Source organism: Pelagimonas sp. KU-00592-HH, from assembly GCF_040369695.1.
In the GTDB taxonomy this organism is placed as follows: Bacteria; Pseudomonadota; Alphaproteobacteria; order Rhodobacterales; family Rhodobacteraceae; genus Shimia.
Map to the genome: position 1 here is coordinate 287,817 of NZ_BAABWM010000004.1, position 24,364 is coordinate 312,180.

The window sequence follows — 24,364 nt, forward strand, 5'->3', positions numbered from 1 at the left end:
ACAAACATGACACGTGGTGGACGCACCAAAGACCGCGCTGACGGTTCTGAACGCAAGTGCATCGCCACTGGCGAAACCCAACCCAAATTCGGGTTGATCCGTTTTGTTGTCGGGCCCGATGCTCAAGTCGTGCCGGATGTGCTGGGTAAACTGCCCGGGCGCGGGATGTGGGTCTCTGCAGATCGTGCTGCGTTGAAGAAGGCGGCAAGCAAGGGTTTGTTCTCTCGCGCCGCGAAACAAAAGGTTTCGGTGCCCGAAGACCTCGTGAGCGAGGTCGAGAAACAAGTGGCGCGCCGTGTTGTTGATCTTATCAGCATGGCGCGCAAATCGGGTGAGGCCGTTACCGGATATGAAAAGGTCAAGGACTGGCTTGCGAAGGATTACGCCGAGGTTTTGATCCAGGCTTCTGATGGATCAGGACGGGGAAAATCCAAGCTCAGCACGCCTTACGGTGGCCACTACATCGGCTGGCTAACGGCCGATGAATTAGGTTTGGCTTTTGGGCGACAAACTGTGATACATGGTGCGCTTGCGTCTGGCGGACTCACGCATCGTGTAGTAGAGGAAGCCCAACGGTTAAAAGGCATTCGTGAAAATGGTGCGGCAGGGGCCGCACAGAAGGGTAAGACAGCTAGATGAGCGATAACGACGGTAAAAAGACTCTGGGCCTGCGTGGATCAGGATCGCGTCCTGGCAACGTAAAGCAAAGCTTTAGCCACGGGCGGACCAAAAACGTCGTGGTGGAAACCAAGCGCAAGCGCGTTGTGGTTCCGAAACCCGGTGCTGCCAAGTCGGGTCTTGGCTCTGCCAAGGCTGGCGGCGATCCCTCGCGCCGTCCTGCCGGGATTTCCGATGCTGAAATGGAGCGTCGTCTGAAAGCGCTGCAAGCCGCGAAAGCGCGCGAAGCCGAAGAGGCTGCAAAGCGTGAGGCGGAAGAAAAAGCCCGCGAGGAAGAGCGCCAGCGCCGCCGTGCTGAAGCCGAAGCCAAGGAGCGTGAACAGCGCGAAGCCGAAGAGCGCGCGCGCCAGAAGGCTGAAGAGGAAGAACGCAAGAAGCGTGAAGCCGAAGAAGCAGCAAAACGTGCTGCTGCCGAGGCTGCTGCTGCCGCGGCTCAGCCTAAGCAGGAAGCGACCGCACGCACTGCCGCGAACAAGCCTGCTCCGGCGGCATCGCCGTCGCGCAAGCAAGATCGCGAACGTGAACAACAGCAGCGAAATCAACGCGGTAAAGGCCGTGACGACAACCGTCGTTCAGGCAAGCTGACCCTGAACCAGGCGCTGTCGGGTGAAGGCGGTCGCCAAAAATCGCTCGCTGCAATGAAGCGTAAACAAGAGCGCGCTCGTCAAAAGGCGATGGGCGGTTCGGTTGAGCGCGAAAAGGTGATCCGCGAAGTGCAATTGCCGGAGACCATCGTAGTTTCCGAACTGGCCAACCGTATGGCAGAGCGTGTTGCCGACGTCGTCAAAGAGCTCATGAAAATGGGCATGATGGTTACCCAAAACCAATCGATTGATGCCGATACTGCGGAACTCATCATTGAAGAGTTTGGCCACAAGGTTGTGCGCGTATCCGACGCTGATGTGGAAGACGTCATTGCCGACGTGGAAGACAAGGATGAAGAACTTCAGCCGCGTCCGCCCGTCATCACAATCATGGGTCACGTTGACCACGGCAAAACCTCGCTGCTTGATGCAATTCGCGATGCCAAGGTTGTGGCGGGTGAAGCTGGCGGTATCACGCAGCACATTGGCGCTTATCAGGTTCAAACCAACGATGGTGTAACCCTGTCGTTCCTCGATACACCCGGCCACGCAGCGTTTACCTCGATGCGTTCTCGCGGTGCTCAGGTGACTGACATCGTTGTTCTTGTTGTTGCCGCCGACGACTCGGTGATGCCGCAAACCATCGAAGCGATTAACCACGCTAAGGCAGCCGAAGTGCCGATGATCGTTGCGATCAACAAGATCGACAAACCGGCAGCTGACCCCAACAAGGTTCGCGCAGAACTTCTGCAACACGAAGTGATTGTTGAAGCCATGTCCGGTGAAGTGCAGGACGTCGAGGTTTCGGCTGTGACCGGTCAAGGTCTCGATGAACTTCTGGAGGCGATTGCGCTGCAAGCTGAGATTCTCGAGCTGAAGGCCAACCCCGATCGTGCAGCACAGGGTGCAGTGATCGAAGCCCAGCTTGATGTCGGTCGCGGTCCCGTCGCTACCGTCCTCGTCCAGAAAGGTACGCTCAAACAGGGTGATATCTTCGTTGTTGGCGAGCAGTACGGTAAGGTTCGTGCACTGATCAATGACAAGGGCGATCGCGTTCAGGAAGCTGGTCCGTCGGTTCCTGTTGAGGTACTCGGTCTGAACGGCACCCCGGAAGCAGGCGACGTGCTGAACGTCACTGAGACCGAAGCCCAGGCGCGCGAAATTGCCGCGTACCGTGAGCAGGCTGCCAAGGACAAACGCGCAGCAGCAGGTGCTGCGACTACGCTTGAGCAGCTGATGCAGAAGGCCAAGGAAGACGAGAACGTGGCGGAGTTGCCGATTCTCGTTAAAGCGGACGTACAGGGTTCAGCCGAAGCCATCGTTCAGGCGATGGAGAAGATCGGCAACGACGAAGTTCGCGTGCGCGTTCTCCACTCCGGTGTCGGTGCCATTACCGAAACCGACGTTGGTCTTGCAGAAGCCTCCGGTGCACCGATCATGGGCTTCAACGTTCGTGCGAACACCCCGGCACGGAATTCGGCAAACCAGAAGGGCGTCGAGATCCGTTATTATTCGGTGATCTACGATCTTGTTGATGACGTCAAAGCTGCGGCTTCGGGCCTGCTGAGCGCCGAGATCAAAGAGAACTTCATCGGCTACGCTCAAATCAAGGATGTCTTCAAGGTATCCAACGTCGGCAAGGTTGCGGGCTGTCTGGTCACCGAGGGCGTCGCGCGTCGTTCCGCTGGCGTTCGCCTACTACGCGACAACGTGGTGATCCACGAAGGCACTCTGAAAACCCTCAAGCGCTTCAAGGATGAAGTGGCCGAAGTTCAATCGGGTCAGGAATGTGGTATGGCATTTGAAAACTACGATGACATTCGCGCAGGCGATGTGATCGAGATTTTCGAGCGCGAAGAAGTCACGAGAACCCTCGACTGATAGAATGACAAAGGGGAGCCCTGAGGCTCCCCTTCTTTTTCCGTGAGACTACTTTTCGTCAGCTGGACGCCTGGATAGGCACTCCAGAATAGATCGTATTCCCTACACGGACGGCAATTTTGCCGCCAGGCAAAGTGCGCACGAAGGTTCCTTGGACGGAAACACAACTGCCCACTGTGATAGTCCTAAGCATGTCAAATCTCCCCAGTGATATTGACCTGATTGGATATAGTTTAAGTTTATTTTCGTTTAACCCTACGGGCTGTCACAGTGATGTTACGTTAGCGCGACTTCGAGAATGTGTTAAGTGGAAAGTTATCCACAAACGCACAACATGTAGGAGAGTACAACTTTTTTTGCCCAAAACTTCTACAACCAGTCTCTCAGAACAGGAATCAGGGGGATATCTGCGGGCGGCATCTTGAAATCACGAAGATTCTCTGGGCGCACCCATTTCAGGGTTTGCCCCTCCTTTGACATCGGCGTGCCTTCCCATTTCCGGCAGGCAAAAAGCGGCATCAGGAGATGGAAATCCTCGTAACTATGAGACGCAAAGGTAAGCGGCGCCAGGCAGCTCTCCCAAGTATCGATTCCCAGCTCCTCCTGAAGTTCGCGGACCAGAGCGGCTTCTGGCGTTTCGCCAGTTTCGATCTTGCCCCCGGGAAACTCCCATAGGCCGGCCATGGATTTGTCTTCCGGACGTTGTGCGAGAAGGATGCGCCCATCGACATCAATGAGCGCAACAGCAGAAACAAGAACAGTTTTCATCAGGATCGGTAGTCCGCGTTGATGGTGATATAGCAATGTGTCAGGTCGCAGGTCCAAACGGTCGAAGCGCCGTCTCCCAACCCAAGATCGACATTGATCGCGAGTTCTTGGGCTTTCATATAGGATGCACCTGCCTCTTCGCTATAGGTTGGCGATACCCAACCATTTTCAGCGACAAGAATATCCCCAAACCGAATGGATAGAAGATCACGGTCCGCAGCTGCGCCGGATTTCCCAATCGCCATGACAACCCGCCCCCAGTTGGGGTCTTCACCTGCAACGGCAGTTTTCACGAGTGGTGAATTGGCGATCGCCAGTGCATGAACGCGCGCATCTTCATCGCTTGCAGCACCTGTAACAGCAACTTCCACGAATTTGGTCGCGCCCTCGCCGTCCTTTACAACCTGATGTGCGAGATCGAGCATCACGTCTCGCAAGGCATCGCGGAAGACACTGTTGTCCTCTGTGATTTCAACGCCTGACGTGCCAGTGGCTCCCAACAACAAAGTGTCAGACGTGGAGGTGTCGCTGTCCACGGTGATGTTGTTGAACGTCTGGTCTGTCAGTTCCGAAAGAACCTTTTGTAGCAAAGGCTGCTCAACCTGAGCGTCGGTAAAGATATAAACCAGCATCGTCGCCATATCGGGCGCAATCATGCCCGAACCTTTGGCGATACCCGCAATTTTCACGGGCTTGCCGTCGATCTCAATCGTAGAGCCAGCTCCTTTTGCGAAGGTATCAGTTGTGCGGATGCCCTCTGCCGCGTCGCGAATGCCGGAAGTTGAGAGTGCTTCGCACGCCTCACTGACCTTTGAAATAATCCGGTCATGCGGCAACGCTTCTCCGATAACGCCTGTCGACGAAGAAAAGACGCGCGATGCAGGTAGTCCAAGGCATTCACCAACTGCGTTTGTCACAGCGGCCACCGACTCCATCCCGTTCCTTCCGGTGAATGCGTTGGCATTGCCAGAATTGACGATGATTGCTGCGCCTTCAGAGCTTGGTGCGCCAATCTTTTCCTGACAATCAAGAACGGCTGCCGATCTGGTCGCGGACTTTGTAAAAACGCCGGCCAGGGAGCTGCCTTCAACCAGGCGCATCAGCGTCACGTCTTTGCGGTTCTGATACTTCACACCCGCTTCAACAGCGGCGAACTCTACCCCCTCGATTTCCGGAAGGTCCGGAAAGCCTGCGGGCGCGAGTGGCGATACATGTGTGATTTCACCCATGATCAGTTTCCTTCAGTTTGCGCATCTAGGAGCTCGGTTTTACTCAGGATCGAGGGGTCAAAAGCCCCTGCTTCCGGTCGCGATACATCGGCCTGGCTGGTGAGCGAGGAGAGCAACTCGTCAATTCGGGCGGTTTGAATGTCGGAAGCCAGTTGGTCCCGAACGGCTTCGTATGCCGGTGCGTCGTCTGTGCGCGTGTCATTCAACAGGATGAGGTGCCAGCCAAAGCGCGTTTGAACAGGTTGCGAGACCTCGCCGACCTCCATTTGAACCACGGCCTCTTCGAAAGGCGCTACCATCTGGCCGGGGCCGAACCATCCCAAGGCACCGCCAGAAGGCCCGGAGGGGCCGGTAGATTTTTCTTTTGCCTTTTCGGCGAAGTCTGCGCCTGCAAGGATTTCTTCGCGGATGGCGCTGGCCTCTTCTTCAGTCTCTACAAGAATATGTGATGCGTCGTATTGCTTGGGACCAACAAAGTTGGTCACGTACGTCTCTTGGTAGGCGGCCTTGATTGCGTCTTCGTCGACACCCTTGGCAATTTCGGAATTGAGGGCAGCGTCGGCCAGCAAGAAACGGCGTTCGTTTGTCAGGGCCTGCTTGATGCGCTGGGGTTCATTTCCCTCAAAAGACTGCGCAAGCAACGTTTGTTGGATCAGTTGATCCAGAATTCCGTCGAAGAGAACACTGTCCTCCAGTGACTGATACTGCTCAGGAAGCCGCTCGCGGACAATCTGCATCTGACCAATCGTGATCTCTTCGCCGTTGACCGTGGCAACGACAGTGTCTGCCCGGATTTCTTCCGATGCCGATACGGGTTGAGCTACCAACAGCGCCAGAGCCGCAGATCGCATAAAATTGAGGTGTTTTGACATCCATTCGTCCTCGGCTGATGCCGCGCGGGTTGGCGGCGTTGACACTGTTACAGACGCCCCTTACATCGCTTTGAGGCTGGGGCAAATTGCCTGTTTCCCGTTTGTATGAGCAGGGCGCGGGACGAGCAAGCGAATGCCTCGCACGAATCTGTCAATGAAGGACAAAGACACATGCTGGGTATCGGAAAACTTGCCAAGAAAATGTTCGGAACGCCGAACGACCGCAAGATCAAGGCAACCCGCCCTCTCATCGACAAGATCAACGCGCTCGAGCCCGATTTCCAAAAACTCTCGGATGACGAGATCAAGGCAAAGACCGCCGAACTCTCCGAACGAGCGAAAGGTGGCGAAAGCCTCGACGACCTGCTGCCCGAAGCTTTCGCAAACTGCCGGGAAGCCGCGCACCGCGCACTTGGTCTCCGCGCCTTTGATACACAGCTCATGGGTGGTGTTTTCCTGCATCAGGGGAACATTTCCGAAATGAAAACCGGTGAAGGTAAGACGCTTGTTGCAACCTTCCCGTCCTATCTGAACGCGCTGACTGGCGAAGGTGTGCACATCGTTACCGTGAACGACTATCTCGCCAAGCGTGACGCAGAGTGGATGAGCAAAGTCTACAGCGCACTGGGAATGACCACTGGCGTTGTCTATCCCCAGCAACCGGATGAAGAAAAGCGGGCGGCGTATGCCTGTGACATCACCTATTCAACGAACAACGAACTGGGTTTCGATTATCTTCGCGACAACATGAAATCCGAGTTGTCGGAAATGTTTCAACGCGGTCACAACTTTGCGGTAGTAGATGAAGTCGACTCGATCTTGATCGACGAAGCACGAACACCGCTGATCATCTCTGGCCCCGCACAGGATCGTACCGAGCTCTACAAAGCGATTGATGCGCTGATCCCGGAACTGAGCGACGAACACTACACCATCGAGGAAAAGAACCGTCAGGTCAGCTTTTCGGAAGAAGGCAACGACTATCTCGAAGGGTTGCTCCAGAAGCATGGTATCCTGCCCGAAGACCAGTCTCTCTATGACCCCGAGAGCACCACTATCGTACACCATGTAAACCAGGGCCTCCGTGCCCACAAACTGTTCACCCGTGACAAGGACTATATTGTTCGTGACGGTGATGTTGTCCTGATCGATGAATTCACCGGCCGGATGATGGCTGGGCGCCGTCTTTCCGAGGGCTTGCATCAGGCAATTGAAGCCAAGGAAGGCTGTGACATCCGCCCAGAAAACGTGACCTTGGCTCAGGTGACCTTCCAGAACTACTTCCGCCTCTACAACAAGTTGGCCGGGATGACCGGTACTGCCGCCACCGAAGCGGAAGAATTCGCCGAGATTTATGGTCTCGGTGTTGTGGAGGTTCCCACGAACCGTCCAATTGCACGTATTGACGAGGACGATGCTGTTTATCGTACAGCCCGAGAGAAATACGAAGCAATCGTTGAAGAGATCAAGGCAGGTCACGAAAAGGGCCAGCCGATCCTTGTGGGTACGACCTCGATTGAAAAGTCGGAGTTCCTCTCGGATATGCTCTCGAAAGCAGGCGTCAAGCACAACGTTCTGAACGCCCGCCAGCACGAGCAGGAAGCGCAGATCGTTGCAGATGCCGGTAAGCTTGGCGCGGTGACCATCGCAACGAACATGGCGGGCCGTGGTACTGACATCAAACTTGGCGGAAACGTCGAGTTCAAGATCATGGAGGCGATCGCGGCAAATCCTGAAGAGCATCCTGATGAGATCCGCGCGCGCATTGAAGAAGCTCACACGGCTGACGAGCAGGCGGTCAAGGATGCCGGCGGTCTTTTCGTTCTGGCAACCGAACGCCATGAATCGCGCCGCATTGACAACCAGCTGCGCGGCCGTTCCGGCCGTCAGGGTGACCCTGGTCGCTCTTCGTTCTTCCTCTCTCTGGAAGACGACCTGATGCGCATCTTCGGGTCCGACCGTCTGGACAAGGTTCTGTCATCACTTGGCATGAAAGAGGGCGAGGCGATCGTTCACCCTTGGGTCAACAAATCGCTGGAACGCGCCCAGGCCAAGGTTGAGGGTCGCAACTTTGACATCCGTAAGCAGCTTCTCAAGTTCGACGACGTCATGAACGATCAGCGTAAGGTGATCTTCGGACAGCGTCGTGAAATCATGGAAGCTGCTGACCTGTCCGAGATTGCACAGGATATGCGCCACGAAGTGATTGCAGATCTTGTTGAAACGCATATGCCCCCCAAGACCTACGCAGATCAGTGGGACGTTGATGGGCTGCACGAAGCTTGCATCGAAGCGCTTGGAATTGATGCGCCGGTAGCAGATTGGGCCAACGAAGAAGGCGTTGATGACGAAGATGTCATGGAGCGCCTTGAAAACGCCGCCGATGAAATGATGGCTCAGAAGGCTGCGCATTTCGGGCCTGAGTCCATGCGGATGATCGAAAAGCAGGTTCTTCTTCAAACCATCGACACCAAGTGGCGTGAGCACCTTTTGACGCTCGAACATTTGCGTTCGGTTGTCGGTTTCCGTGGCTATGCGCAGCGTGATCCGCTGAACGAATACAAGAACGAATCCTTCCAACTGTTCGAGTCCATGCTGGATGGTCTGCGCGCTGACGTGACCAAGACGCTCGCCCAGATCCGCCCGATGACGGAAGAAGAGCAGCAGCAACTTGCCCTGGAAATGGCTCAACAGCGCCAGATGATGGAGGCAGCCGCCAGGGCCTCCGAGATGCCAGCGCCGACCGAAGATGCAATTGATGGATTTGACGAGAATGATCCCAGCACCTGGGGTAATCCGGGGCGCAACGATACTTGCCCATGTGGTTCGGGCAAGAAATTCAAACACTGCCACGGACGTCTCGCTTAACCTTCTGAACAGATTCAAATCAAAAGGGTGCCACATCGGCGCCCTTTTTTTGTTGCACAAAGGCTTTGGGGCAGCGCGGATTTGGAGTTTGGTATGAGCAAACCAGTAAATACTTATCGTCGCTATGCCCTTGCAGGGGCAACTTTTTCTTGCGCAGTTTCGATCGGCTTCCTGATGCAATTCAGTGAACCTGGATATGCGGGTCACAGCCCTGCAAACGCGGTTGACCCCGGGATAGAATCGACGTCGAACCCGCCCCAAATTTCAAAATCACCCTTGCCTGCGCTGCCAAAGGAGTTGGACAAAGAGGTGTCATTGCCGTCCGATGCCGTCTTCCTGGTGGTTTCGCGGGACGTGCCGATTGGTCTATTACCCAACGAGGAGAGCGCGCCGAACCTGGGTTGTGAAATTTCTCTGGTTGCAGAGCCGGTCGCGGGAGCTTTGGTCAATCTGACGGTTCAAGCGCCTTGTTTGGCAGGTGAACGCCTGACCATCCGTCATTCGGATATGCTGTTTACCGACATCTTGCCAGAGGACGGCTCATTCTCCGTGGATGTTCCGGCCCTTGCTGAGCAGTCCTTGTTCGTCGTGGCCTTTGCCAATGGTGATGGCGCTGTAGTGCGCACAGAGGTCTCCTCCTTGGCTTTCTACGACCGCATAGTGGTTCAGTGGCAAGGTGATACTGGCGTCGAGCTACATGCTCTGGAATTTGGCGCGTCCTATGGTGACGCGGGACATGTCTGGCGCGAAAGTGCGCGGGATGTGTCTTCGGTTGCCAGTGGCGATGGCGGTTTCCTGACCCGCCTTGGGAATGAGGCTCTCAAAGAAGGCAAGTTCGCTGAGGTCTATACTTTCCCGTCTCTTACCGCGAAACAGCAGGGCGCTGTTGCGCTAAGCGTTGAGGCAGAGGTTGGAGAAACAAACTGTGACCGCTCGATCAGTGCGCAGTCAATCGAGGTGCATCGTGGTGAAGAGGCACGTATTCAAGACCTGCAAGTGGAAATGCCGAACTGCGATGCCGCAGGTGAATTTCTGGTGTTGAAAAACCTATTGGAAGACCTGAAAATCGCGCGCAACTAGGCGGGATCGTAAAGGTAGTCTTATGAACAATTTGCGTGCGGCGGTTTTCGCCGCACTTTTCCTTTTGATCGGGGCGAACGCATCCTACGCGCAGGACGTCACTTTGACGTCGCGCGATGGTGCCGTTGAGATCACCGGGACGCTTCTTGGCTTTGATGGTGAGTTTTATCGTGTCGAAACTGTCTATGGCGAGTTGACCGTGGACGGTACAGGAGTCCTCTGCACTGGGCCTGCCTGTCCCAGCCTGATCAACTATGTGGCCGAGGTGTCAGTCTCGGGATCGGCCTCAATGGGTGAAGTGCTGATGCCAGCGCTCCTAGAAGCTTTTGCGCTGCGCAATGGCTACAAGGTCTCGCGCGTTTCGATCAGCCTGACTGAATTCGAATACCATCTGAGCGATGAAACTGGTCAAACCGTTCTTGCGCGGTTCTCCTTTTATGCGAGCAACTCGGATGAAGGGTTTGCCGACCTTCTGGCCGATGAAGCGGACATCGCCATGTCTCTTCGGGAAATACGCCCAGATGAAGCCAAACGCGGGTTTGAGGCCGGTCTTGGTGACATGACGGACACCAATCGCAGCCGCGTTCTGGCGCTTGATGGGCTGGTTCCGGTTGTGTCACCCGGCAATCCGGTACGGTCCTTGTCGCCCTTGCAGCTGGCCCAGGTGTTTGCGGGTCAGATCGACAACTGGATTGAATTCGGGGGGCCGGATGCACCGATTGCTCTGCACCTGCCAGCGGCGAATTCGGGATCGTCTCAAGCGTTGGAAGACCAGTTGATGAAGCCGGTGGATCGCGAGTTTTCGGCTGAAACTGTGCGTCACGAAAAGAACCTCGCTCTTGTTTCGGCGGTGATGCGTGATCCCTTTGCGATCGGAATCGCGCAGTTCTCGGAGACGGGCAACACCCAGCGTTTGAACCTGACGGGAACCTGCGGGTTCTCGCTGGCGGCGTCGCGGCGGACGATCAAGACCGAAGATTATCCGCTTACGGCCCCCATGTTCCTGTATTTCCCGGCGCGGCGGTTGCCGAAGATTGCACGGGAGTTTCTGGCCTATACGCGAAGCCCCTCGGCGCAGATCGTGATCCGACGGGCGGGATTTGTGGATCAGGCAGCCGAAGAAATCCCCGTGAATTTGCAGGGGGACCGTTTTGTCAGTGCCATCTCGGTTGCCGGAGATGACATTCCGCTGTCGGAACTACAGCGTATGACCAACACCTTGTCCCCGATGAAGCGGTTGACGACATCGTTTCGGTTTCAAACCGGAAAAACCCAGCTTGATGCGCAGTCGCGTTCCAACGTCCAGCAATTGGCGCGTGCGCTGGAAGCGGGTCTTTATGATGCACGGCGGCTTTTGTTTGTCGGTTTCAGCGACGGGGAAGGGGCCGCGGAAGGCAATCGCAAGATCGCCCTGAAGCGTGCAGAAACCGTTAAGGCCGCGGTCGTGGCGGCGGCGGAGACTGCGAATTTCGAACAGCTCACGCTGGATGTCGACGCATTTGGAGAGGCAATGCCGATGGCCTGCGATGACAGTGCCTGGGGACGGCAGGTCAATCGCCGAGTCGAGGTCTGGGTGCGCTAGAGGTATCCTTCGGACCGGAAGCTGAGTTCGGTGGATTTTCCGATGATGATGTGGTCGTGAAGTGTCAGGCCCAAGGCCTCGGCTGCGGCTTTGACCTTGGCCGTCATCTCAATGTCGGACTGGGAGGGTGTTGGGTCACCTGATGGGTGATTGTGCACTAGAATCAAGGCACTGGCGTTGGTTTCAAGGGCGCGTTTGACGACTTCGCGGGGGTAGACGGGCACGTGGTTGACGGTGCCTTTGGCCTGTTCCTCGTCGGCAATCAGGGTGTTCTTGGTGTCGAGGTACAATACGCGGAACTGTTCGGTTTCACGATGTGCCATCGCAGTGTGGCAATAGTCGATCAGCGCGTCCCAGCTTGACAGGATTGGTCTCTGCAACACCCGCGAGCGGGCCAGCCTGTGAGCGGCGGCTTCAATGATCTTCAACTCGAGGACAATGGCGTCTCCGACCCCTTTGACCTCTTTCAGGCGGGGGATGGGCGCAGAGAGAACGCCGTTGAAATCTCCGAATGTTTCCAGAAGCTTGTGAGCCAGAGGCTTTACATCTTGGCGTGGAATGGCGCGGAACAGTACCAGTTCGAGGATTTCATAATCAGGCATGGCAGAGGCGCCGCCCTCAAGGAAACGCTCCCGAAGGCGCTGCCGGTGGTTGGCGATATACGAAGGCAGTTTGCCGGATGGAATTGGCGCAACCGGAGCTTCCTCGCTGTCGAACAGCGGCAAGGAATTAGCGAGTAGGGCGTGCCTTTCCGTCATAGCCGGAGAGTGGCGAACAATTGGTTAGCCAAATCTTAACGCGCATTAATTTTCTCGGGAAAACCTGAAAAACCAACGTCGGTATTACGTCGGTATCGTGGAGGTATTGCGGAGGTGCGCCGGACGTTAACTTTTGGGCAGGCTGAGTTGGGCCATGCGGCCACCGTCGATTGTCCAGACTTGTCCGGTGACGAAGGCCGCTTCGTCGGAGGCAAGCCAGGTGATCAGCGCGGCGACTTCTTCGGGCGTTCCAGTACGTCCGACAGGGTGGATATCTCCGATCCCCGCGCGGAAGGTTTCGGGATCGCCAAGGCTTTCGATGAAGGCGACGTTCAGTTCGGTATCGATCCAACCGGGTGCCACCGCATTGCAGCGCACGCCCTGTTGTCCATGATCGACAGCCAGCGCCCGTGTGAGCCCGTGCAGGCCCGCCTTGGAGGCACAGTAAGCGGGGTGGCGCGGGTTCGATCCCAACCCCTCGATAGAGCCGACATTCACGATCGCGCCCTTGGCGGCGATGAGGTGGGGCAGGGCATGTTTGCAAAGCATGAAGGGCGCAGTGAGGTTGACCTGAAGGGTGGCGGCCCAATCCTCTTCTGTGGTTTCCAGCGCGGTGCCTTCGCGCATCAGGCCCGCGTTGTTGACAAGAACATCAAGGCGGCCAAAACGCCGGATGACTTCGGCAACAAGCCGCTCTGGGGTGGTGGGGTCGAGAAAGTCGGCCTCGATCCATTCATGGGCCGGATCGGCGCCGCGCTGGGCGGTGACGACGGCGGCACCGTCCGCAGCGAAGCGGGCCGCGGTCGCCGCGCCGATGCCGCTTCGACCGCCGGTGACGAGAACAACCTTGTTTGCGAAACGTGTCATTGGACCGACTTGCCTCCGTTCACTTCCAGCAGGGCGCCGCACATGTAGCGGGCCTGATCCGAGGCGAGGAACAGGATGACATCCGCGATGTCTTCCGGCTCGGCGATGCGGCCCAGAGGGACCGAGGCGTTGAGGTCTGCGATTGCGCTGTCAGGATCAAGCCCGCGCGTGGCAAAGCCGGTGCGGAGCATTGGTGTGTTCACCTCGTTGGGGCAGACCGCGTTGACGCGGATGTTCTGATGCGCGTGGTCCATCCCGAGGCATTGGGTGAGCGAGGCAATGGCCGCCTTGGACATCACATAGATCGGGTGGTTGGGGCCGGGGTGTACGCCCCAGCACGAGGAGGTGTTGACGATGGCCCCGCCGCCAGCTGCGGCCATAAGGGGAATGGCGGCGCGGCAGAGGCGGAAGGGTGCCTCGACGTTGACGGCCATCGAGCGCGCGTAGTCGTCGTCAGTGGCTTCGGTGATCGGGCCGCGGGTGATGATGCCGGCGTTGTTGATCAGGATGTCGAGGCCGCCCATGGCCTTGTGGGCCAAGGCGGGCAGGCCGTCGCAAAAGGCGGCGTCTGTCAGATCACCGGTGAAATCGTGATCTGCCGCGCTTGTGACGCGGTCGGCACCTGCGGTGATCGCGCCCGCGTTGTGCAATTTCGTGATGATGGCCTGCCCGATGCCGCCTGCGGCACCGGTGACGAGGGCGCGTTTGCCTTTGAGATCCTGCATGGTCTGTTCTCCCTTTGGCTCAGGTTCGATCCGAAGGGCAGGGACTGGCTGTGCAGGAAGCGACCTGCGGCAGGGAAATTTTGACGCCCCAAGAGAAAAGGCGCACCGGGAGGCGCGCCTTTGCATTTTGAACCGGTTGGCTTTGGGTTAGCCTTTCATGCTGTCCCAGAAGCTTTTGACCGATTTGAAGAAGCTGTTGCTTTCGGGGTTGTTGTCCTCGGAGAGGTCCTCGAATTCGCGCAGCAATTCTTTCTGGCGGCTGGTCAGGTTGACCGGGGTTTCGACGGCCATCTCGATGAACATGTCGCCGCTGCCCGCGCCACGCAGGGCGGGCATGCCCTTGCCACGCAGGCGCATCTGGCGACCTGATTGCGAACCGGCGGGTACTTTTACGCGGCTGCGGCCGCCATCGATTGTCGGCACTTCGATGTCACCACCCAGCGCGGCGTTGGTCATGCTGACCGGGACGCGGCAGAACAGGTTGGTGCCATCGCGTTCGAAGATCTTGTGCTTGGACACTTCGATGAAGATGTAGAGATCACCGTTGGGGCCGCCGCGCATGCCGGCTTCGCCTTCGCCAGCAAGACGGATGCGGGTGCCGGTTTCAACGCCTGCGGGGATGTTGACCGAAAGCGCACGGTCTTTTTCCACGCGGCCCTGACCGCTACATGTTTTGCAGGGGTTCTTGATGATCTGGCCAAGGCCCGAACAGGTGGGGCAAGTGCGTTCCACCGTGAAAAAGCCCTGTTGCGCGCGGACCTTGCCCATGCCCGAGCAGGTGGGGCAGGTGACGGGTTCCGCACCGCCTTCGGCGCCGGTGCCTTCGCATGACCCACATTGCACCGAGGTCGGTACATTGATTGTCTTCTGAAGGCCCGAGAACGCCTCTTCCAGGGTGACACGCAGGTTGTAGCGCAGATCGGCACCGCGGGATGCACGCTGACGGCCACCGCCACCGCGCCCGCCCATGAAGTCGCCGAAGAGGTCATCAAAGACATCCGAAAAGGCGCTGGCGAAGTCGCCCTGACCGGGATGCCCGCCACGCGGACCGCCGCCCATACCGCCTTCGAAGGCCTGGTGGCCAAAGCGGTCGTAGGCCGCCTTTTTGTCGGCATCTTTCAGGACGTCATAAGCCTCGTTCACTTCCTTGAACTGGGATTCGGCATCCGGATTGTCTGCGTTGCGGTCGGGGTGCAGTTCCTTGGCCTTCTTGCGATAGGCCTTCTTGATTTCGTCCGCGGAAGCCCCTTTGCCGACGTCAAGCACCTCGTAGAAGTCACGTTTTGCCATGGGTGTCTCCTTTGGCACGGAATGAAAAGGGCCGATCCGGCAAGCGGACCGGCCCCAATTTCAGTTCCGATGATGCGCCATTAGCGCTTGTCGCCGTCCAGGTCCTCGAAGTCGGCGTCGACGATGTCGTCGTCACCCGGGCCCATGTCGGCGGCCTCGGGTTCTCCTGCGCCTTCTTCCTGGCTGGCCTTGTAGATCGCCTCACCCAGTTTCATGGCCGCTTCGGTCACGTTCTGGATGCCCGACTTGATCTTGTCGGCGGAGGCGTCGTCTTTCTCAAGGTCGTCCTTGAGCGCGGCGATGGCCAGTTCGATGGCTTCGATGGTGGTCGGGTCGACCTTGTCGCTGTGCTCTTCCATCGACTTTTCGGTCGAGTGGATGAGGCTCTCGGCCTGGTTCTTGGCTTCGATCAGCTCGCGGCGTTCCTTGTCGGCCTCGGCGTTGTCCTCGGCTTCCTTGACCATCTTTTCGATGTCCTCGTCCGAGAGACCACCCGATGCCTGAATGGTGATCGACTGTTCCTTGCCGGTGCCTTTGTCCTTGGCACCAACCGACACGATGCCGTTGGCGTCGATGTCGAAGGTCACTTCGATCTGCGGCATGCCGCGTGGTGCCGGCGGGATTTCCTCGAGGTTGAACTGGCCGAGGATCTTGTTGTCGGCGGCCATCTCGCGCTCACCCTGGAACACACGCAGGGTCACGGCGTTCTGGTTGTCTTCCGCGGTCGAGAACACCTGCGACTTCTTGGTCGGGATGGTGGTGTTGCGGTCGATCAGGCGGGTGAAAACACCGCCGAGGGTTTCGATGCCGAGCGACAGCGGGGTCACGTCGAGCAGAACAACGTCTTTCACGTCGCCTTGCAGAACACCGGCCTGAATGGCGGCACCCATGGCAACCACTTCATCGGGGTTCACACCCTTGTGGGGCTCTTTGCCGAAGAACTTGGTCACTTCGTCAATGACCTTGGGCATACGGGTCATACCACCGACGAGAACGACTTCGTCGATTTCGTTGGCTGCGAGGCCCGCGTCTTTCAGGGCGTCCTGACAGGGTTTGATCGAACGCTTGATCAGGTCGGCAACCAGCGATTCCAGCTTGGCACGAGTCAGTTTCATGACCATGTGCAGCGGCTGGCCGTCTTTGCCCATCGAGATGAACGGCTGGTTGATCTCGGTTTGCGAGGTCGACGACAGTTCGATCTTGGCTTTCTCGGCAGCTTCTTTCAGACGCTGCAGGGCCATCTTGTCGGCCGACAGGTCAACGCCGTGTTCTTTTTTGAACTCGTCCGCGAGGTAGTTGACGATGCGCATGTCAAAGTCTTCACCACCAAGGAAGGTGTCGCCGTTGGTCGATTTCACTTCGAACAGGCCATCGTCGATTTCGAGGATGGTCACGTCGAAGGTACCGCCACCAAGGTCGTAGACCGCGATGGTTTGGGTATCTTCCTTGTCGAGACCGTATGCCAGAGCGGCGGCAGTCGGTTCGTTGATGATACGCAGAACTTCGAGGCCCGCGATCTTGCCGGCGTCTTTGGTGGCCTGACGCTGAGCATCGTTGAAGTATGCAGGCACGGTGATGACGGCCTGGGTTACTTCTTCACCGAGGTAGGATTCGGCGGTTTCTTTCATCTTGCCCAGGGTGAAGGCCGAGATTTGCGAAGGCGAGTATTTTTCGCCGCGTGCTTCGACCCATGCGTCGCCGTTGCCGCCGTTGACGATGGCATAGGGCACCATTTTCTTGTCTTTTTCGACGGCTGCATCGTCAACACGACGGCCGATCAGGCGCTTGACGCCAAAGACGGTGTTTTCGGGGTTGGTGACGGCCTGGCGTTTCGCCGGCTGGCCTACGAGGCGCTCGTCATCAGTGAAAGCAACGATCGAGGGGGTGGTGCGTGCACCTTCCGCGTTTTCGATTACTTTCGGCTGCGACCCTTCCATCAGGGCAACACAGGAGTTGGTCGTACCGAGGTCGATACCAATCACTTTGCTCATTTTCGATCCCTTCTTACTTAAGGCGATATTCCGAGGTTCGGACCCGTTTTGGCATCCTTGCCCCGATTCCGAATGCGACAGTCATTCGACCGACGCGCTTCGCAGGGTATATAGGGAGGGGAAAAAGAGCCTGCAAGCATGAGAATTGGCACATATGCGAAGAATCCAAGCTTTTTCGGGCAGTGTGGAAAGGATGCCATGAACGCGCCGCTGATGATCCGGGGATTCCAGGTTTACAAAGGGTTTCTGGAGGCTCGGATACAGGAACAGATGGTTGCGGATTTGCGCGAGGTTGCCCGCGTTGCGCCGTTCTTTGATCCCGTGACCCCGTCGGGGAAAAAGATGTCGGTGCGCATGACGTCGGCCGGGCGCCTGGGATGGGTCACGGATCGTGGCGGATACCGGTATCAGGCGCATCACCCTGACGGGATGGCGTGGCCGGAAATTCCCAAGAGGATACTGGACGTCTGGGAGGCCGTATCGGGCGTTTCGCGCGCGCCGGATTGCTGTTTGGTCAATTTCTATGGCGAAGACGCCAGGATGGGCATGCATCAGGACAAGGACGAAGGCAGTTTCGACTGGCCTGTGGTGTCGATCTCGCTGGGTGATGCGGGATTGTTCCGGATGGGCAATGTCGAGCGGGGCGGCAAGACCGAGTCGTTGTGGTTGGAGTCCGGCGACGTGGTGGTCATGGGCGGCGCGGCACGGCTGGCGCATCATGGCGTGGATCGCATCCGCTTTGGGTCTTCAAGGCTGTTGCCGAAGGGCGGGCGGATCAACCTGACAATGCGGGTGGTGGCCTAGCGATCACGGGCGCAGTGTGCAGCAACCCCGATAGCCGGTGGGCGTGCCGTCGCGCAGAATGAACAGTTCCGTCGCGAGGCCATAGGTGCGATCGCTCATCCCGTCGGAACACAGTGCGCTTCGGACGGTGGCAAAGGCAGAGCCCGAAGGCGAGGCCGCGCCAAGGCCCAAGGTGCCGACGGTGTAGTTTTCCGGGTGCGAGGTCCACTGAACTGCGAAGTGTTCCACCGGATCATCAAAGAACTGGAACGCAAGGAGGGATCGGTCGGCATCGGTTGCGGCGGACCAGAAGGGTTCGGTGCCGAAACATTCCAGTCCGATCCTGTCCCACGCCCAGCCGGTTTCGGACTGACGGGCGAGGTAGCGGAAGGCGACCCAGCCGGCGGTTTCGCCCGTGTTGATCAGGGCCCATTTGCGGGCGTCATCAACTGCCACGACTTCGACGTTTTCTGCGTTATGTGCCAGGGCACCCAGCTTATCGGCCGAGGCGTTTGCGGTTTCGCGGATGTTCAGGACATCGTTCGCGGCTACACCAGTCACGGAAAACAGGGCAGGAAACTCTCCTGCGCTCAGTAAGGTCGGGAGCAAAAGCGGGGCAGCCAGAAGCCGCATCACCGGCGGGCGCTCCAGCTGAGGGAGGCGTGGCGGCGTGTATAGAACTCGCCCATGAGGCCGATCATCAGGAAGATGATGCCAAACCATATCGGATATTCGAGGCTGGAGTTGCGCGGGGCGTAGTTGATGAAGACATAGCCGCGCGACTGGTCGATACAGTGGAACAGCGGGTTCCAGTCGAACATCGAGACCATGAAGCTTGGCAGGGTGTTGGCGACGAACATCTTGCCCGAGGCGATCATGTTGGCGCGCTGGTAGATCGTGCTGGCGATGCTGACGAAGGTCGGGAACCAGGGCTTTAGCGCCAGGAAAACCACGCCAAGCGCGAGGCCGGTGAACCATGCCAGAAGCACCATGCCCATCGCGGGCAGGGGGCGGTCAATTTCGAACGGGGTAAAGCCGACGTGGTAGATGAACAGGATCGTGAAGAGCGACAGCACCTGAATGTAGAGGGTGCTGAGTGCAGCAGAAACGATTGCGATGATGGTGTTCATCGGCGCGTGTTTCATCATCGGCGAAGACGGACCTTCGGCCCCGACCACGGCACCAAGGGTCTTGGTGTGGGTCATGAACAGGAAGATGCCCGACATGATGTAGAGCAGGAAATCACCGCGCAGGGCCGCGCCGCGCATGCCGAGGACCGAGAACATCACGTAAAAGGCCATCACGAAGATGATCGCCTGCATCATGTTCATTATCAGGGACATCAGGGCATTGCCGTGAGACTTGCGTACGTTTCTCACGACCGAGTGATAAATCAGCTCGGATATGTTTAGTGCGCTAGAAAGCGTCGTTTTAGGGGCCGCTTGTTGAAACATCGCCTCAGGTTCCCCGGATTGAACCGGTTTTGACAGGGAAATCTTGCCGTTCCGTTATTGTCGCATCATAAGGGGCGCGACTCGTCATTTCAACAATCCTGCTTGGGAGATACCCCTTTGGACTATAACGTACTTATTCCCGCCATTCGTAAACTGGCCATCGAGGCCGGCGACAAGATTATGGAAATTTACAACGCAGACGATTTTGACGTGAAAGTTAAGTCGGACGACAGCCCGGTGACGGCTGCGGATGAAGCGGCAGACGCAATCATTTCCGCGGGTCTGGTTGAACTGTTCCCCGACGTGATGCTGGTGACCGAAGAGCAGGCAGATAGCCATGCAGCCAAGGGTGAAACTTTCCTGATCGTTGACCCGCTGGATGGCACCAAGGAATTCATCCACCGTCGTGGCGATTTCACCGTGAACATCGCCTATGTCGAAAACGGTGTGCCGCAGCGTGGTGTGGTGTATGCGCCGGCCAAGAACCGCATGTTCTTTACCCAAGCAGACGGCCAGTCTGTTGAAGAAACCGGTGATTTCGCCAAGGACACCGTGGGCGAAGTTACGCCGATGAAGGTTGCTGAAAGCGACAATGCCGCGCTTCTGGTGGTGGCCTCGAAATCGCACCTGACCGACGAGACCAAGGATTATATCGCCAAGTACGAAGTGGCGGATTTCAAGAGCGCGGGTTCGTCGCTGAAATTCTGCCTCGTCGCGACTGGCGAAGCCGATCTGTACCCGCGCGTCGGCCGCACCATGGAGTGGGATACGGCCGCTGGCCATGCGGTTCTGCTGGGTGCTGGTGGTGATGTTGTGCGTTTCGATGACCACAGCCCGCTGACCTATGGCAAGGAAGACTTTGCCAACCCGTATTTCATTGCCTACGCCCCGAACGTGGAACTGAAAGAGGCCTGATGTCTGTTCTGATCGCCATCCCGGCGCGCTATGCGTCGACCCGCTATCCCGGTAAACCGCTTGCCACGCTGAAAGGCGCGACGGGCGAAACCAAGAGCCTGATCCAGAGATCCTGGGAGGCGGCATGCCAGGTCAAGGGCGTGGACCGTGTCGTGGTGGCGACAGATGATGACCGTATCCGAGAAGCGGCCGAGGCCTTTGGCGCCGAGGTTGTGATGACCTCGGAAGACTGTGCCAATGGTACCGAACGCTGTGCCGAGGCCTATGACAATCTGGGTGGCGGGTTCGATATCGTGGTGAACCTTCAGGGCGATGCGCCTCTGACCCCCGCCTGGTTTGTCGAGGACCTGATCGAAGGGTTGCGCAACGATCCGGTGGCCGAGGTGGCAACGCCGGTGTTGCGCTGTGATGGCCGTGCCTTGAACGGGTTCCTTGAAGATCGCAAGGCGGGCCGTGTTGGTGGGACAACGGCGGTGTTCACCAAGGACCGTCACGCGATGTATTTCTCCAAGGAAGTGGTGCCATTCACGTCGGAAATTTATGCCGACGATGCCGAGACCCCGGTGTTCCACCATGTGGGGGTCTATGCCTACCGGCCTTCGGCGCTGGGCGCTTATCCGCGCTGGCAGGCCGGTCCCCTGGAGACACTGGAAGGCCTAGAACAGCTGCGTTTCATGGAAAACGGCCACAAGGTCCTGTGCGTTGAGGTCGAAGCGCGCGGGCGGCAGTTCTGGGAATTGAACAACCCCGAAGATGTTCCGCGCATCGAAGCGATGATGGCGGAGATGGGCACGCCTTGAGGCGGGCGGTGCCTGCCCAGATTTTTCCTTGCCCTCTTCCAATTGCGGGCGGTTTCTTTGTGTCTTGAGGGGATCGAACAGATCCATTTGCCGGGAGGCTTTTTATCATGACTGCATTCAATCGTACCGCATTGGTGACCGGGTCTGCCGGCTTCATCGGGTATCACACCGCGGCGCGGTTGCTTGCTGAAGGCTGGACGGTGATCGGCCTTGATGCGATGACCGATTACTACGAGGTGGCCGTGAAGGAACGCCGCCACGCGATGCTTCAGCAGAACGAGAAGTTCACGGCAGTTGTTGGGCGTCTGGAAGAGCCGGGCCTGCTGATGAACCTGTTCGAGAAACACCGCCCGGACGTTGTGATCCATCTCGCGGCGCAAGCGGGTGTTCGGTATTCGATTGATGCGCCGCGGTCCTATGTCGAAGCCAACCTGATCGGGACATTTGACCTTCTGGAAGCCGCGCGCGCCTATCCGCCACAGCATATGCTTCTGGCGTCGACGTCGTCGGTTTATGGCGCGAACGAAGATATGCCCTATGCTGAGACTGACAAGGCGGACAGCCAGATGTCGTTCTATGCGGCGACCAAGAAGGCCAACGAGGCGATGGCGCATTCCTATGCGCATCTCTATCACCTGCCGGTCACGATGTTCCGCTTCTTTACGGTTTATGGGCCGTGGGGGCGTCCGGACATGGCGTTGTTCAAGTTTACCAAGGCCATTCTCGAAGGGTCGGCGATCGATATCTACAACCACGGGGATATGCGCCGGGATTTCACCTATATCGACGATCTGGTGTCTGGAATCGTGGCGCTTGTCGAGGCGGTGCCGCCACAGGCGGATGGGCGAAAGGAGGAGCCGGAGGCGTTTGACTCGCTCAGCCCTGTTGCGCCGTGGCGTGTGGTGAACATCGGCAATGGCCAGCCGGTTCAGTTGATGGCCTTTGTCGAGGCGATCGAAAAAGCCATCGGTATCGAGGCGCAGAAGAATTTCATGCCGATGCAACCCGGCGACGTGCCTGCAACATGGGCCGAGGCGCAGCTGTTGCAATCATTGACCGGATCACGCCCTGAAACCTCGGTAGACGCCGGGGTTAAGGCGTTTGTTGCGTGGTACAGAGACTACTACGGCGTTTGATCAGCTGGCGGTGTCACGGTCGTCTTTTGGCGTGAACTCTTCCACGCAGGTGTGCAGCGTGGCCAGTGCAAGCGATTCATCGCGTGTTTGAATGGCGCGCCGGAGGTCTTGCAGGGCCCCCGCTATTTCGATTTCCGACAAGCGTTTTTCCTGTGCCCTGAGAATCTTGGGGTGCGGTGTTGTCAGCATGTCAGAACCGATCAGCAGTTCCTCGTGCATCTTTTCACCCGGGCGCAGGCCGGTGAAGGTGATGGCGATGTCTCCGGCCGGGTTCTTGTCGTCGCGGACGCTATAGCCCGAGCCTTCGATCATCTTGCGGGCGACATCGAGGATCGACACCGGTTCCCCCATGTCGAGCACAAAGACGTCACCGCCGCGCGAAAAGCTTCCGGCCAGAAGGACGAGGCGGACGGCTTCGGACACCGTCATGAAGAAGCGGGTGACATTCGGGTGGGTCACGGTGAGCGGCCCGCCGTGGCGGATCTGGTCTTCGAACAGGGGAATGACCGAGCCGGATGACCCCATGACGTTGCCGAACCGAACCATCGAGAAGCGCGTGCCTTCACTGCGGGTGGCAAGGTCCTGCACCACCAGTTCCGCCATGCGCTTGGACGACCCCATGACCGACGTGGGGCGCACGGCCTTGTCCGAGGACACGAGGATGAAGCGTTCGACATCGTGACGGCGGGCGGCTTCGGCCACGGCGCGGGTGCCGATCACGTTGTTGCGCAGCCCTTCGAGGCAGTTGTCCTCGACCATCGGCAGGTGCTTGTAGGCGGCGGCGTGGAAGACAATGTCGATGTCGTGTTGTTGGAGCACCTGATCCAGAAGTTCAGGTTCGTTGATCGACCCGAGGGCAACGACGACGTCGCAATCTGTCTGGGTTTCCTGGAGTTCACGTTCGACGTTGTAGAGCGCAAGCTCCGAGTGATCGAGCAGCACGAGGCGTTTGGGTTTGCAGGTCAGGATCTGGCGACAGAGTTCAGACCCGATCGAGCCACCAGCGCCGGTGACGAGGATGGAACGATCCAGGTAGGTCTCTGACGCGGCGGGCAGTTCGCCTTCGAGAGCGGAACGTCCCAGCAGTTTCGAGGTTTCGACAGGGGCGATCTTGTGGGCCTCTTCGCCACGCAGGACGATTTCGGCGAAAGATGGCAGGGCCAGCACTTCGCAGCCAACGTTTCGCAGGCCGTGGGCGATGCGTGTGCGTACCGCGAGGCTGGCCGAGGGCATGGCGAGGACGATCCTGTCGATCTGTTCCTTGGCGACGATGTCGGCGATTTCGCGGGGCGCATGGACGCGCATGCTGCTGATGGTGAGCTTTTGCAGGGCGACCTTGTCGTCAACAAAGCAAACGGCTTCGAATTCATCGTCTGTGACGAGCGCGGCGGCAAGCTGTTGGCCGGTCTGGCCTGCGCCATAGATCATCACGCGCTTGCGGTTCTGACCACGGCGGAAAATCTCCATGACGATGTTGCGGAGCGCAATTCGGGCACCAACGGAAAGGACGAGAAATAGCAGGGCAAATACAAAGAACGTGGAGAGTGGTGCCATGCTTCGTGCCACGGGCAGGTAATTGCAAAGGAAGCCCAATCCACCGAGGAAAACAGCCAGAGAGGCCGTATCGACCGCATCCCCAAGGCTGAAGGCGTGAAGCTTGATTTGCTCGAGGCCGAAGAGTTTGATCGCCAGTATGGCTGCGGGCAATAGTACGGCGAGGTACCAGGACATTCCGACGAATGCTGCGAGCGTTTGGGCACCGTTTGCTTCGATGGCGAGAGCGATTTCAAATGCAACAACGATCCAGATGAGATCAAGCAGAACCAGCACGGAACTTTTTTGCGTGCGGTTCAGGGATTTGAGAAGTTGGTACAGCATGGTCTTTTGCCGGGCCTATGATAGTGCAGCCTAGAGGACTTAAATCCGCTCGAAGGTTACCAAACAGTTAAAATATCACCTACACACCCGATAAGGGGAATTTCTTGTCCTTGGTGGCAAATGCAGTGCGGCATGACCACCTGCCAATTCCTACAGCATTTTGAGCAGCTTGCCTAGGCTTTCAATCAAGAGTTGTGCTCTGCTGTCGGTTCAAATTCGCCAATG

The 24,364-nt window shown here is 57.8% G+C and carries 20 protein-coding genes; 9 read left to right on the top strand and 11 right to left on the bottom strand.

Going from position 1 to position 24,364, the window contains the following annotated elements; genetic code table 11:
- The first annotated feature begins 6 nt into the window (after positions 1-6).
- Together ABWV42_RS16690 and infB are read left to right on the top strand one after the other, a co-directional pair.
- The gene (locus ABWV42_RS16690; RefSeq protein WP_353341167.1) at positions 7-639 is read left to right on the top strand and encodes an RNA-binding protein; all 633 of its coding nucleotides are present in this window, start codon (positions 7-9) and stop codon (positions 637-639) included.
- Positions 636-3,143, top strand: a complete 2,508-nt coding sequence (gene infB, locus ABWV42_RS16695) for a translation initiation factor IF-2 (RefSeq protein WP_353341168.1) — start codon at positions 636-638, stop codon at positions 3,141-3,143. The genes ABWV42_RS16690 and infB overlap by 4 nt, the downstream gene beginning before the upstream one ends.
- Positions 3,144-3,512: 369 nt before the next feature.
- Here the strand turns inward: infB and mutT are convergent, their stop codons facing one another.
- From mutT to ABWV42_RS16710, 3 genes are read right to left on the bottom strand one after another with little or no spacing between them, the layout of a single operon-like run.
- The gene (gene mutT / locus ABWV42_RS16700; RefSeq protein ID WP_353341169.1) at positions 3,513-3,911 is read right to left on the bottom strand and encodes an 8-oxo-dGTP diphosphatase MutT; all 399 of its coding nucleotides are present in this window, start codon (positions 3,909-3,911) and stop codon (positions 3,513-3,515) included.
- Positions 3,911-5,140: a bifunctional glutamate N-acetyltransferase/amino-acid acetyltransferase ArgJ gene (gene argJ, locus ABWV42_RS16705; RefSeq protein ID WP_353341170.1), complete on the bottom strand. Its 1,230-nt coding sequence runs from the start codon at positions 5,138-5,140 to the stop codon at positions 3,911-3,913. Before argJ ends, mutT begins: the two co-directional genes overlap by 1 nt.
- 2 nt (positions 5,141-5,142) lie before the next feature.
- Positions 5,143-6,012: a peptidylprolyl isomerase gene (locus ABWV42_RS16710; protein ID WP_353341171.1), complete on the bottom strand. Its 870-nt coding sequence runs from the start codon at positions 6,010-6,012 to the stop codon at positions 5,143-5,145.
- 171 nt (positions 6,013-6,183) lie between these two features.
- Here ABWV42_RS16710 and secA point away from each other — a divergent pair, with 171 nt between their 5' ends.
- From secA to ABWV42_RS16725, 3 genes are all read left to right on the top strand, one after another.
- Positions 6,184-8,880, top strand: a complete 2,697-nt coding sequence (secA, locus tag ABWV42_RS16715; RefSeq protein WP_353341172.1) for a preprotein translocase subunit SecA — start codon at positions 6,184-6,186, stop codon at positions 8,878-8,880.
- Between the two features lie 93 nt (positions 8,881-8,973).
- Positions 8,974-9,960 carry a translocase gene (locus ABWV42_RS16720; RefSeq protein ID WP_353341173.1) on the top strand — a complete coding sequence of 329 codons (987 nt, stop codon included), beginning with the start codon at positions 8,974-8,976 and terminating at the stop codon, positions 9,958-9,960.
- Between the two features lie 22 nt (positions 9,961-9,982).
- The gene (locus tag ABWV42_RS16725) at positions 9,983-11,542 is read left to right on the top strand and encodes a substrate-binding domain-containing protein (RefSeq protein WP_353341174.1); all 1,560 of its coding nucleotides are present in this window, start codon (positions 9,983-9,985) and stop codon (positions 11,540-11,542) included.
- On the opposite strand, the gene radC is transcribed toward ABWV42_RS16725, so the two are convergent.
- The 5 genes from radC to dnaK all read right to left on the bottom strand — a co-directional run bounded on the left by radC (position 11,539) and on the right by dnaK (position 17,173).
- Positions 11,539-12,300, bottom strand: coding sequence for a RadC family protein (gene radC, locus ABWV42_RS16730; protein ID WP_353341175.1), 762 nt, complete (start codon positions 12,298-12,300; stop codon positions 11,539-11,541). The genes ABWV42_RS16725 and radC overlap by 4 nt on opposite strands.
- Before the next feature lie 126 nt (positions 12,301-12,426).
- Positions 12,427-13,167, bottom strand: coding sequence for an SDR family NAD(P)-dependent oxidoreductase (locus ABWV42_RS16735; RefSeq protein WP_353341176.1), 741 nt, complete (start codon positions 13,165-13,167; stop codon positions 12,427-12,429).
- Positions 13,164-13,892 carry an SDR family NAD(P)-dependent oxidoreductase gene (locus ABWV42_RS16740; RefSeq protein ID WP_353341177.1) on the bottom strand — a complete coding sequence of 243 codons (729 nt, stop codon included), beginning with the start codon at positions 13,890-13,892 and terminating at the stop codon, positions 13,164-13,166. The genes ABWV42_RS16735 and ABWV42_RS16740 overlap by 4 nt, the downstream gene beginning before the upstream one ends.
- Before the next feature lie 147 nt (positions 13,893-14,039).
- Positions 14,040-15,182: a molecular chaperone DnaJ gene (dnaJ, locus tag ABWV42_RS16745; protein WP_353341178.1), complete on the bottom strand. Its 1,143-nt coding sequence runs from the start codon at positions 15,180-15,182 to the stop codon at positions 14,040-14,042.
- A gap of 80 nt (positions 15,183-15,262) precedes the next feature.
- The gene (dnaK, locus tag ABWV42_RS16750) at positions 15,263-17,173 is read right to left on the bottom strand and encodes a molecular chaperone DnaK (RefSeq protein WP_353341179.1); all 1,911 of its coding nucleotides are present in this window, start codon (positions 17,171-17,173) and stop codon (positions 15,263-15,265) included.
- 198 nt (positions 17,174-17,371) lie between these two features.
- Between dnaK and ABWV42_RS16755 the strand changes: the two genes are divergently transcribed.
- Positions 17,372-17,977 carry an alpha-ketoglutarate-dependent dioxygenase AlkB family protein gene (locus ABWV42_RS16755; RefSeq protein WP_353341180.1) on the top strand — a complete coding sequence of 202 codons (606 nt, stop codon included), beginning with the start codon at positions 17,372-17,374 and terminating at the stop codon, positions 17,975-17,977.
- A 3-nt stretch (positions 17,978-17,980) separates the two neighbouring features.
- On the opposite strand, the gene ABWV42_RS16760 is transcribed toward ABWV42_RS16755, so the two are convergent.
- Together ABWV42_RS16760 and ABWV42_RS16765 are read right to left on the bottom strand one after the other, a co-directional pair.
- Entirely contained in the window at positions 17,981-18,517 is a 537-nt protein-coding gene (locus tag ABWV42_RS16760) for a peptide-binding protein (protein ID WP_353341181.1), read from the bottom strand.
- Between the two features lie 71 nt (positions 18,518-18,588).
- Positions 18,589-19,410, bottom strand: coding sequence for an ABC transporter permease (locus ABWV42_RS16765; protein ID WP_353341182.1), 822 nt, complete (start codon positions 19,408-19,410; stop codon positions 18,589-18,591).
- 117 nt (positions 19,411-19,527) lie between these two features.
- Between ABWV42_RS16765 and cysQ the strand changes: the two genes are divergently transcribed.
- From cysQ to ABWV42_RS16780, 3 genes are all read left to right on the top strand, one after another.
- The gene (cysQ, locus tag ABWV42_RS16770) at positions 19,528-20,325 is read left to right on the top strand and encodes a 3'(2'),5'-bisphosphate nucleotidase CysQ (protein WP_353341183.1); all 798 of its coding nucleotides are present in this window, start codon (positions 19,528-19,530) and stop codon (positions 20,323-20,325) included.
- Positions 20,325-21,125 (top strand): 3-deoxy-manno-octulosonate cytidylyltransferase, encoded by an 801-nt coding sequence (locus tag ABWV42_RS16775; RefSeq protein ID WP_353341184.1) that lies wholly within the window; start codon positions 20,325-20,327, stop codon positions 21,123-21,125. Before cysQ ends, ABWV42_RS16775 begins: the two co-directional genes overlap by 1 nt.
- A 107-nt stretch (positions 21,126-21,232) precedes the next feature.
- Positions 21,233-22,261 (top strand): NAD-dependent epimerase/dehydratase family protein, encoded by a 1,029-nt coding sequence (locus ABWV42_RS16780; protein WP_353341185.1) that lies wholly within the window; start codon positions 21,233-21,235, stop codon positions 22,259-22,261.
- Here the strand turns inward: ABWV42_RS16780 and ABWV42_RS16785 are convergent, their stop codons facing one another.
- The gene (locus ABWV42_RS16785) at positions 22,262-24,091 is read right to left on the bottom strand and encodes a polysaccharide biosynthesis protein (RefSeq protein WP_353341186.1); all 1,830 of its coding nucleotides are present in this window, start codon (positions 24,089-24,091) and stop codon (positions 22,262-22,264) included.
- Positions 24,092-24,364 lie beyond the last annotated feature (273 nt).